The organism is Paracidovorax valerianellae, from assembly GCF_900102625.1.
Classification (GTDB): Bacteria; Pseudomonadota; Gammaproteobacteria; order Burkholderiales; family Burkholderiaceae_C; genus Paracidovorax; species Paracidovorax valerianellae.
Genome location: NZ_FMZC01000031.1, coordinates 1 through 11,369, shown reverse-complemented (window position 1 = coordinate 11,369; position 11,369 = coordinate 1). Strand labels below are relative to the sequence as shown.

4 protein-coding genes are annotated in these 11,369 nt (G+C 66.4%); all 4 read right to left on the bottom strand.

The genetic code is table 11. From position 1 onward, the window contains the following. A partial coding sequence (locus BLT03_RS23410; protein ID WP_139160525.1) for a condensation domain-containing protein occupies positions 1-1,988 on the bottom strand: 1,988 nt, incomplete at its 3' end. Further along, entirely contained in the window at positions 1,985-5,224 is a 3,240-nt protein-coding gene (locus tag BLT03_RS23405) for a non-ribosomal peptide synthetase (protein WP_092746180.1), read from the bottom strand. The genes BLT03_RS23405 and BLT03_RS23410, both read right to left, overlap by 4 nt. Positions 5,225-5,228: 4 nt before the next feature. Then, complete coding sequence (locus BLT03_RS23400) at positions 5,229-6,368, bottom strand: TauD/TfdA family dioxygenase (protein ID WP_175537854.1); 1,140 nt, start codon at positions 6,366-6,368, stop codon at positions 5,229-5,231. After that, positions 6,365-11,369, bottom strand: a 5,005-nt coding sequence (locus tag BLT03_RS23395) for a non-ribosomal peptide synthetase (RefSeq protein WP_092746178.1), incomplete at its 5' end; no start/stop codon positions are given. The genes BLT03_RS23400 and BLT03_RS23395, both read right to left, overlap by 4 nt.

Genomic DNA, 11,369 nt, shown 5'->3' with positions numbered 1-11,369 from the left:
GCCAGGCTGTGCGGGTGCACGGCGATGCCGGGGTTGTCTTCGCGGTTGTCTTCGATCTCGCCTTGCAGGTCCAGGGTGTCCAAGGTGACGGTGGGCAGCTCCCCGGCCCAGGCGAGCGATTCGCGCAGGCTGCTGTGGGTGAGCACGAGGGCCACGGCGCTGTCCTGTGCCATGTAGGCCAGGCGCTCGGCCGGGTACTGCGGGTCCAGCGGCACGTAGGCGCCCCCGGCCTTGAGGATGGCGAGCATGCCGACGATGGTGTCCAGGCTGCGCTCCAGGGCCAGGCCCACCCGGGTTTCCAGGCCGACCCCGTGCCCGGTGAGGTAGCGGGCCAGCCGGTTGGCCTGGCGGTTGAGTTCGCCGTAGCTCATGTGCTGAGCGCCCAGCACAAGGGCCGTGGCCTGGGGGCGCTGCTGCGCCTGGTGCTCCACGCGCTGGTGCAGGGACAGCACGGGCTGTACATCTGGCAGGGGCGATAGCGAGGGAGCGCCCCACCCTTGCAGTCGCCCTCTTTCGAGATCGGTCAATAGGTCCAACTCGCCCAGCAGGCTGTCGGGCGCGTCCGCCATTGTCTCCAGCACTTGTACGTAGCCATTGCGCAGTCGCTCTGCGGCTTCCGGACCGAAAAGGTCGTTGTTGTATTCCAGGCGCGCATGGATCTTTCCGCCGTCGAGAACGGCGCCGAGTGACAGATCCACCTTTGCCCCATTTGGGCCGGCATCGACGAACTCCGCGCGCGCGCCCTGCAGGTCCAGCGTCACTGAGGGGTCGGCCACCTGCCAGCTGAACATCACCTGGAACAGCGGATTGCGTCCTCCCTCGCGGGGGGCCTTGCGGCTGGCCAGCAATGCTTCGAGCGGCAGATCGGCATGCGCGAGCGCAGCGAGGGCGTCGGCCCGGACCTGGCGGCACACCTGGCGCAAGGTCTGGTGCGGCATCAGGCGGGCACGGAACACCTGGGTGTTGACGAAAAAGCCCAGCAGATCGCGCAGCGATTCGTGGTGCCGCCCGGCATTGGGCACGCCCACGCCGAAATCGGTCTGCCCGCTGTAGCGGCACAGCAGCATCTGCCACGCCGCCAGCAGCACCATGAAGGGCGTGCAGCGCTCGGCTCGGCACAGCCGCAACAACCGTTCGCACAGGGCCGGCTGAAGGGTGAAGTTCAGCGATGCCCCCTGAAAACTCTGCCGCTCGGCGCGGGCGCTCTCCACGGGCCATTCCAGCGCGGGAACGTCTGACCCCAGGTGCGCATTCCAATACACCAACTGGCGGGCGAAGCCACCGCTTTGGAGTTGACTTCTTTGCCACACGGCGAAGTCGGCGTACTGCAGGGGCAGCGCCGGCAACCGCACGGTGCCCGGGTGCCGCAGGGCTTCGCCGTAGGCCGTACTGAGATCACGCGCCAGGATCGGGTTGGACGCCGCGTCCGTCACGATGTGGTGAAGGCAGACGCCCAACAAGTGCATGTGGTCATCTACCCGCACGAGCCGCGCCACCAACGCCGGTGCAGCGCCCAGTGCAAACACGTGCGATGCCAGATCGCGCGTCAGGGCCTCGATGGTTTCCTCCGGCGTACGGCTCGCAACGTTCGACGCATCGATCTGCTCAAGACGGAACGTCACCTGCGGCGAAACGGTCTGCACCGGAACGCCCTCACGCTCGAAGAACGCAGTGCGCAGGATCGAATGCCGTGCAATCACCGCCTGAAAGGCACGCTCCAGCGCATCGGCATCCAGGGGTCCGTCGATCTTCAGCACCCGGGGCAGGTTGTAGGCCGTCATGCCAGGCACCAAGCGTTGCAAGAACCACAGCTGCTCCTGGGCGCAGGACAGGGGAAGGTCTTCACCGGCCCGGGTGCAAGGAGCCATATCGCTCTCCAGATCGCGCCAGGCCAGGTCAGCCGCCGTTGACGGGACGCTGGCGTGCGGCAGCGCCGCGGTCGCGGCGGAGTCCATGGCGTCGTCCGTTTCGAGGTGGTGCAGGCTCATGCGGCAACCGCCGACTGTGACGTTGCATCACGCTGGGCCTGCGCCCGCTGCTGCAATTGGGCCGCATGGTCGCCCTCGCCCTGCTGCAAGGCTTCGGCCAGTGCCGAGATGCTGGGGTGATCGAACACCAGCCCTGGCGCAACGTCGAATTGCAACTGTTTGCGGATGCGGGCCACCAGCTTGATCACCAGCAGTGAATGCGCACCCAGATCGAAGAAGTCGTCATGCACGCCGACGGATTCGCGCTGCAGGAGCTGGGCCATCGCCTCGGCCAACCAATGTTCGAGCGCATTGCGCGGCAGCTCGGACGGGGCATGCTGCCCTTCCGATGCCGCCAGGGCTGCCAGCGCAATGCGGTCGATCTTGCCGTTGGGCAGGCGTGGAAACCGTGCCAGCACCACGCAGCGTGCGGGCACCATGGCCGCAGGCAGCCGGGTTTCGACGTGGCTTCGCAACGCTGCAGGCGTGGGGGGAACCATGCCGGCACTCTCGAAAGCAGCCACGACAAAGGCGGCCAGCTCGGGCGCACCGCCCTCGCCTGTGACCGCAATCACCGTGGCTTGCGAGACCTGCGGGTGCAACACCAGCACAGCCTCCACCTCGGCAGGCTCGACGCGAAAGCCGCGGATCTTGATCTGATGATCTGCACGCCCTGCCAGGCGGATGCCGCCCCCCACCAGCCGGTATGCCAGGTCGCCGGTGCGGTACATGCGCTCTCCTGGCACGAAGGGGTCGTCGAGGAACGCTTCACCGCTTTCCTCGCGATGCAGATACCCGCGGCACTGCTGGGCACCGCCGATGAAGACCATGCCCCGTCCGCCCTGAGGCACCAGTTGCAATTGTTCGTCGAGCACGTAGATGCGGTTGTTGGCGAGCACCTGGGTGAGCGGCAACGTGGCATCACCGCGGGTCTCGCTTCCAGTCTGGTGGGCATGCACCATCACCCCGACCGTGGTTTCGGTAGGGCCGTAGTGGTTGTAGATGCGGCATTTCGGCGCCAGGCGCTCGATGCGCTGGAGCAGCGCGCCAGTCGTGGCTTCGCCACCAAGCACCAACGTTTCCGGCAGCACCGGCGCCTCGTCTTCCAACAGCGCTTCGAGGTGTGAAGGCACCATCTTGATCGCATCGATGCGGCGCTGCGCCATGAATGCGGAGAAAGCCCGAGCATCCTTCACATCGTTTGGCCCTGCGATGACCAGGCAGGCGCCATTGAACAGTGCGCCGAACAATGCGGTGTTGCCCAGGTCGGCCACCACCGAGCTGGTGAGCGCCCAACGCCGGCACCGGCCCAGGTCCATGGCCTGCGTGGCGCTGGCTACGTAGTTGAGTAGTTGCGCCTGTCCGATCACGACGCCCTTGGGCTGTCCCGTCGATCCGGACGTGTAGAGAACGTAGGCGAGATCGTCCACCTGCGCGGAGCGGTGCGAAGCCGGCTCCGCCGGGGCATCCACCTTCAGATCGGCCACGTTGGCAACATCAGCCAGAACGATTTCGCGCCAGGGTTGTGCCTCCTTCAAGGACGTCGCACTGTCGGCTGCAAGCGCTCGGAGCACGCAGGCTGGCCGCGCATGTTCCAGCACGGCCTGGCGCCGTGCGAGCGGCCATTCGGGCTCCAGCGGCAAGTACCCCGCCCCGACACGCCAGGCAGCGAGGATGGCGACGACCAGGTCGAGCGAACGCGGCAACTCGATGGCCAACAGGCCGCCAGCGGGCAAACCACGCGCCTGCAGCGCCTGCGCCATGTGCGCAACGCTAATTTCGAGTTCGCGGTAGCTCAGGTCCTCCGCACCGGACTCGATGGCGATGGCATCCGGCGTAAGCACCGCCCAGCGGGCGATGTGCTGGCCCACATTCAACGGCCCGAAATCCAGCGTGGCCTGATTGATCGACAGCAGCAATGCGCGCTCGCGCTCCCCCACCAAAGAGAGACTGTCCACAGGTATGTCCGGCTGCGTCACCACGCCTGCGAGCAAGGTGGTGAATTGCGTCAGCAATGCATCTGCAGCCGCCTCGCTGCAACGGCCGGCCGCGGCGTAGAGGCCCAGCCGTGCGGGGTGTCCTGCGGACCACCGCACATCCAGTACGCCATCGAAACACGACAAAGGCACGGCCAGGCTTTCCACTTGCCAGACTGTTTCGCCCACCGTGTGACGCGCTGGTGCAGGGCGGGTCAGGAAACCCCAGCGCGGGTGCGTGGAAAGCGCCATTGCTTCAAGCGGACAGAACTCCTGCGCCTGCACGTGCGCATCGAGGGTAGCGTGCAGACGATTCAGCCAGTCGGCGAAGCAGGCGGTGGGTGGAATATCCACCGCCACCGGCAGCACCTTGCTGAACGCGCCCACACTGCCTTGCATGACGTCGTAGTCATCCCGGCAATCGTGCTGCCAGCCTGCCATGAAGCGGCTCTCCTGACCCAAGCGCGAGAGCAGCAGCCACCACACGGCCTGCAGCAGCGTGTGGACGTGGGTTCCTGCTGCAGCGGCTGCGGCGTCGATGCGATCCACCAGAGCCGAATCGACGGGCAATAGATGGCGCAACTCAAGACTCGCCGGCAGATCGCCCCCCTGGCTACCGGTCCATGCGTCAAGGCGCAGCGGCGGCAGCGTGTCGGCGGCTTCCACATGGCGTCTCCAGTAGGTCTGGCCATGCAGCGCGTCTTCACCCTCTTCCAGGTCTTGCCGCCATTCGACGAACTGTGCGTATTGAAAGGGCTCGTCCGACACGCCCCGTGCTTCGCTGGCATAGGCAAGGGCGATCTGGTCCAGCAGCGACGCAAGGCTGCCCTGGTCCACCGCCAGGGCGTTTGCCGCGAGCAACAGCACATGCTGTGCGTCGTCGGTGCGGGCCAGGCCCACGCGCAGGACTGTCGCGCCTGCGGGGTCCATGGGCGCGGCAGCCAAACCTTGCACCCAGTCATCCAGAGCCGCGCTGCCGCCCGCCGAACCGCGCAGATCGCAGGCGTGCCAATCCAGGACAGGCTGCGTGTCCAGCGGCTGCTGGCGCAGCCCCCGATACCCCGGCACCGGACGCAGCGCGGTGGCCAGCGCGCCGTGGGTGCCCACGGTGGATTCCACCGCGGCGCGCAGGCGCAGCGGCTCCAGAGCGCCATCGATGCGAGTCCGAAGTTCCAAGGTCAATACTGCGGCGCAAGGGTCCGAACCGGCCATCGACAGCAAGGCCCGCTGTTCGGGGCTGAGGGGAAAGGTGGGTTCGGCGAGATCGGTCAAGGTGGACATCATTTCAATCCGCGAGCGAAGAGACAACGGAAGGGGAAACCGCCATGTCGGTGGAAGGCGTTCCGGACCGTTCGCCGGGCTGCGACTGCAAGGCCGCGCGGTCGTACATGGCCCCCATCGCAACGACGATCTTTCTAGGGCCTTCGTACGGGTCGCGTGCATGCGCTGCCAGCATGTTGTCCAGCATGACCACGTCGCCCTGCCGCCAGTCGAACCGCACGGCGCAGGCTTCGTAGGCCTCGCCCACCACCGCCATGGTCGCGTCGCTGATCGGCGAGCCATCGCCGTAGCAGACATGCCGCGGCAACCGGTCGATGCCGACAAGGGCCAGCAGGTCTTCGCGCACCTCGGGGTCAAGACAGCTCACGTGGTGCAGCTGCACCTGGTTGAAGAACACACGTTCGCCGGTGATCGGGTGGCGCATCACCGCCGGGCAGCGCGTGCGGGTTTGAAGGGTGTCTTCGTCCAGCCAGCGCCATTCGATTCCCGCAGCGGCCAGCCGTTGCTCCACCACTTCCCGGCGGTCGGTCTTGTAGAAGTCTTGCCAGCTCACATCCAGGCCGGGCGTGAAGGTGCGCACATAGAGCAGTTCCTTGCGCTCGAATTCGTCGACAAGGTCGGCAGGCAAGCGGCGCAGCATTTCGCGGCAATCGACGATGGGCGTCGCGCCTCCCACCGGCGACGGCAGTTCGCAGAAGAACCACTGCTTGCGGGGCCAGCGCTCCAGGTGCGAACTCTCGTTGTGGAACAAGATCATCTGGCGCTCCGGGTAGGGGGTGGAGCGGTAGGTGTTGCGCCCTCCTTCTTTCTTCGGCAGGTCGCCATAGCCGCCGTAGAGCTCGGGCTCGATGGTCTCGGCGAACGCCTCGAAATCCTGAGGGCTGTTCAATCCCAGGTTCCGCAGCAGGATGCCGCCGTGCTTGCGCAGCATGCTTTCGATGAAGCCGCGTTGCTCACGCGCCCACGCCACCGGGTCGAGATCGGTGCCAGTGGCCTCGATCACCAGCGGAAAGTCCCGCTGGGCCGACAGGAAGGACAAGCGCACAGGCGAGCGCACCGGGGCCTCTGCAGCAGGCCGGCCCTTGCCTGTGAGTTTCTTGAGTTTTTCCAGCTTGCTCGGCGCAAGCGGTGAAGACAGCGTCATGGAAGGCTCCTGAAAATGGGGAAGTGCGAAGCTTTCGAGGGGCGATTCGGGTGCCCCGGCACCTGTTGCAGCAGGGCGGCCCATGCAGCGCTGGCCCGTTCGATGGTTTCGCGCTGGTAGAGGCTCGTGGCATAGACCCACTCCACGCCCAGTCCTTGCGCGTCTTCGACCACGAACACCCCCAGGTCGAACTTGGAAGTCGACACCGGCTGGGCCGCCATTTCGATGGCCAGACCGGGCAGTTCGAAACGGCTCTGAGGCATGTTCTGCAGCACGAACAGCACCTGCACCAGCGGGGCATGCTGGCGCGTGCGCGGCAGGCCGGCCAGCTCCACGATCCGGTCCAGGGGCACGTCCTGGTGTTCGAAGGCCGACAACGTGCTGTCTTTGGTGCGGGCCAGCCACTGCATGAAGTCCAGCCCGGGCTCCATGCGCGAGCGCAACGGAAGCACGTTGACGAAGAAGCCGATCAGTCCTTCCAGATCCGGATGATTGCGCCCCGCGACGTCGGTTCCCACGACCAGATCGCCTGCCCCTGTCTGCCGGTGCAACTGCAGGGTGAAAGCGGCCAGCAATACCGTGAACAGCGTGGTCCGCTCACGGCGGGCCAATGCGCCTAGCGCATCGGCGCACGCCTTTGGAATGCGCAACTGAACGGAACTACCCGCCGTGGATGCAATTGCAGGGCGTTCATGGTCGGGCGGCGGCGAAGACAAAGCGGGCGCACCGGCCAGATAGTTCCGCCAGAACGCTGGCGCCTCGCTGTCGGGCGCAGCCAGTCGGCGTCGGTGCCAATCCGCATAGTCGGCGTACTGCAGCGGCAACGGAGGCAGCGGCGCTGGGCGCTGCTCCTTCAACGCAGCGTACAGCGCCACGAACTCTTTCACGAAGACAGCTTCCGACCAGCCGTCGAACGCGATGTGGTGCACGCACAGCAGCAGCATGTGGCGCTCATCGCCCAGCCGCAGCACGGCCGCTTTGAACACCGTGCCGGATGACAAATCGAAAGGCGCTCCCGCGTGGGCCGACAACGCAGCCTGCACGGCGGCGCCTTGCGACTGCGCATCCAATCCGGAGAGGTCGTGCAGCGCGATGTCGAGCGTGCGTGCAGGCAGGATGTGGGCGACCGGATCGCCTTCGTCATCCTGTCCATAGCCCGTGCGCAGCACTTCGTGGCGCGACACGATCTCGTCGAGAGCGCCTTGCAAGGCCAGGCCGTCCAGCGCTCCCACTAGCGTGAGCGCGGCACTCACGTTGTAGGCAGCGCGCCCCGAGGCAGCACCTGGCAGCTGGTCCACGAGCCACAGACGCTGCTGGGCTGGCGACAGGGGCATGGCCGGGCGGCGTTCCACTGGCGCGAGTGCGGGCCCATGGCTGCCGGCCGATCCGTTGCCATGCGCTTTGCGAAGGTCTTGCGCCATGGCGTGCAAGATGGGTTGCTCGAAGATCCGGCGCAAAGGCAAATCGATGCCATAAGCCTGCCGGATGCGTGACACCAATTGCGCCGCCAGCAGCGAGTGGCCGCCGAGTTCGAAAAAGTGATCGGTCCGGCCCACCCCCTGTCTGCCGAGCAGTTCGGACCACATGGCAGCTAACGCCTCTTCATAAGGGCCTTGGGGGGGCTCGCGATCTTGCACCGCCATCGCGCCGGGGGCCGGCAACGCCTTGCGATCCACTTTCCCGTTGCTGTTCAATGGCAGCGCTGGCAACACCACCACCGCGGCCGGCACCATGTAGCTGGGCAGAACAGCGCCAAGTTTCACCAACAGCCGTTCAGTCAGCAGCTCCAGGCTGGCAGCCTGTTCAGGATGAGCGACCACATAGCCAACGAGCATCGCACCAGTGGTCTCTTCGCGCGCTACCACCACGGCTTCACGCACTTCAGGCTGCGCAAGCAATTGCGCTTCGATCTCACCCAGTTCGATGCGGTGGCCTCGAATCTTCACCTGGCGGTCGATGCGGCCCAGGTACTCCAGCTGTCCATCGGCACCCCAGCGCACCAGGTCGCCGGTGCGGTACAGGCGCTCGCCCTGCGGCCCGGCGACAAAGCGCTCGGCCGTCAGGGCCGCCCGGCCCTGGTAGCCGCGCGCCAGACCTACGCCGCTCAGGAACAGTTCACCGGCCACCCCGACGGGCGCGGTGTTCAAGGCGCCGTCCAGCACTTGCAGCCCGGTGGCCGCAATCGGCTGGCCCAGCCGTGGAGCGCCCACTACCGTTCCCGCGGTGGACCAGATGGTCGTTTCCGTGGGGCCATACATGTTCCATAACTCAACCCCGAGGCTTTGCAGTGCTTGCGCCAAGTCCGCCTGCAAGGCCTCGCCACCGCACAGACCGCGAAGGCGGCGCGATGCCGATGGGCGCCAACCGCCCGCCAGCAAAAACCGCCACCCCGCCGGCGTGGCCTGGAACGCGGTGGCGCCACAGTCGTCGATCAGCCGGCCCAGGGCCGCAGCATCGCGTGTCGTCTCGCGCGACGCCAGCACCAGCCGGGCACCGGCGATCAGCGGTAAATACACCTCGAGCGCGGCGATATCGAAAGACAGCGAGGTCGCCGCTACCAGCACGTCGTCGGCCTCGAGGCCTGGCTGCTCCTGCATGCTGCGCAGGAAATGGCCCAGGGCTTCATGCCGGACCATGACGCCTTTGGGCATGCCGGTGGAGCCCGAGGTGTAGATGACATAGGCCAAGTGGTCGCCATGCAGGGGTATCTGCGGATTGAGCACCGGCTCATCCACCAGATCGGCAGGGTCGTACTCCAGCACGGGCATGGCGGCCCCGACTGGCACATGGGCTCGCACGGACGGCTGTGTGAGCAGCCAGCCCATGCCGCTGTCCGCCACCATGTGGGCCAGCCGCTGTGCGGGCAATTGCGGGTCCAGCGGAACATAGGCACCGCCAGCCTTGAGCACCGCCAACAGCGAAACGACCATCGCAGCGGACCGGTCCATGGCAATACCGACCCGGCTGTCGGGCCGGACTCCATGGCGGGCCAGTCGGTGCGCCAATTGATTTGCCCTGCGGTTCAGCGCGTCGTAGGTCCATTGCTCATCGCCTGCGATCAAGGCAATGGCCTGCGGCCGGGACTGCGCCTGCTGCTCGAACAGTTGGTGCACGGGCAACACGTTGTCGTACCGCAGTGGGTTCGTGCCCCGCCGCAGAATTTGCTGGCGTTCGGCGCCCTCGAGCACCAGCACGTCGCAGATGGAAGCGTCTGGCTCGGCTGCAAGGCTGCTGACCAGGCCGGTGAGTGCGGCCCGCATCCATTCGCAAAGGCGCTGCGCATCGACCCGGCGGTCGACTTTGGCGGTGAGCGTGAAGCCCTCGCCCAGGTCATCGACCGACAACTCCAGCGGGTAATTGGTGCGCTCCTCGCTGCCCAGCCATTCCATGCCTTCCCAGAGGGCGCTCTGCGGCCCCTGTGCCGGGGGGCTGTAGCGATAGTTCAGCAGTGCCGAGAACAACGGGGTGCTGCCGGCAAGCGCACTGCAGCGCTGCGCCAGTGCCAGGCTTGCGTGCTCGTGGTGCAGCAGGTCCGTCAATGCGCGGTGCGTTTGTGCGACGCAGGCGCGCGCGGACTGTGCCCCCAGCCGCACGCGCAAGGGCAGCGTATTGATGAACAATCCCAATGCCCGGTCTGCACCGTTACCGCCCTGCATGCGGCCAAACAGCACCGTACCGAACACGACATCGTCCTTGCCGGTGGCATGGGCCAGCACCATTCCCCACGCCAGGTGGAACAGCGTAGCCGCACTCACGCCGCGGCGCTGGGACTCCGCCCGGATCGCCGAGGCCAGAGTGGCTTTTAGCGGCAACACCGACTGTGCAAGCTGGCTGCCATCGCCCTGCACGTCGTGCAGCCCGAACGGTGCCGTGGGCTCGTCCACGTCGCCCAGCATGGAGCGGAAGAATGCTTCGTGGTCGGCCTGTCCGTTGGCCCGGCGTGCCTGTGCGACGAACTGCCGAAATGGCACGCACGGGCCCAGCTCGTCCGCACGGCCTTGCTGGATCAAGGCGATCTCCTGGAGGATCAACTCCAGCGTGGTGTGGTCCAGCACGAGGTGGTGGCTGGGTAGTTGCAGCAACCAGCGATTCGCGGGAGCGTCGTACGCGGCCACTGCATGAATCATCGGTGCGCGCCGCACATCGATGCGATGGCGCGCCGGGTCCACCCTTGCCGCCAGCCGCTCGGCGATGGAAGGCTGGGGTACCGAGATGTCACCCGACTGGAGCGGTTCGTCCAGCCATTCAAGGAACAAGGGCGCGTGCCGATGGACCACCTGCACGGGCTCGGGCACGCCCTCCCAAAGCACGGCCGTGCGAAGAATGTCATGCCGCTCGATCACCTGGTTGAAGGTGGCGATGAATCGCTCCAGCCGTTCCCGGCTGTCGAAGCCCAGCGCATGCAGCGTGATGTAGGCATCGCCCTCCTGCTGCAACTGGTGGTGAAAGAGCATGCCGTCCTGCAGGGGAGCCAGGGGATAGATGTCTTGGATGTTGGGCACCCCGCCCGGCACCTGCGATGCGATTCGCTGGATGTGCTCCGCCTGCAACGCGACCAGGGGCAGCATTTCGGGACGTATTTCCGTTGCGCCGGCAGGAATGCCGTTGGGCGGCACCGGCACGTCTTCAGGGGCCTGCTGCTCCGACAGCGCCTGCGCAAACGCTGCCAGCTCCGGGTGCTGAAACAAGGTGCGCACTTGCACTGGCCAGCCTTGCTGGCGCACGCGCTCGAGAATGCGCAGCGCGATCAGGGAATGTCCCCCGATTTCGAAGAAGTTGTCATGGCGCCCCACGCGCTGCAGGCCCAGCACCTGGGCCCAGATCTGCGCCAGCGCCTGCTCCAGCGCTCCCCTCGGTGCCTCATAGACCCGTCCTGCAGCGCCTTCGCTTCCTTGTGCTTCCCCGTCCTCCGCGCCCTGCCCCATCCCCAGTTGCGCCAGCGCCTTCCTGTCCACCTTCCCGTTCGCATTCAACGGCAGCCCCTGCGCCAGCACCACCATC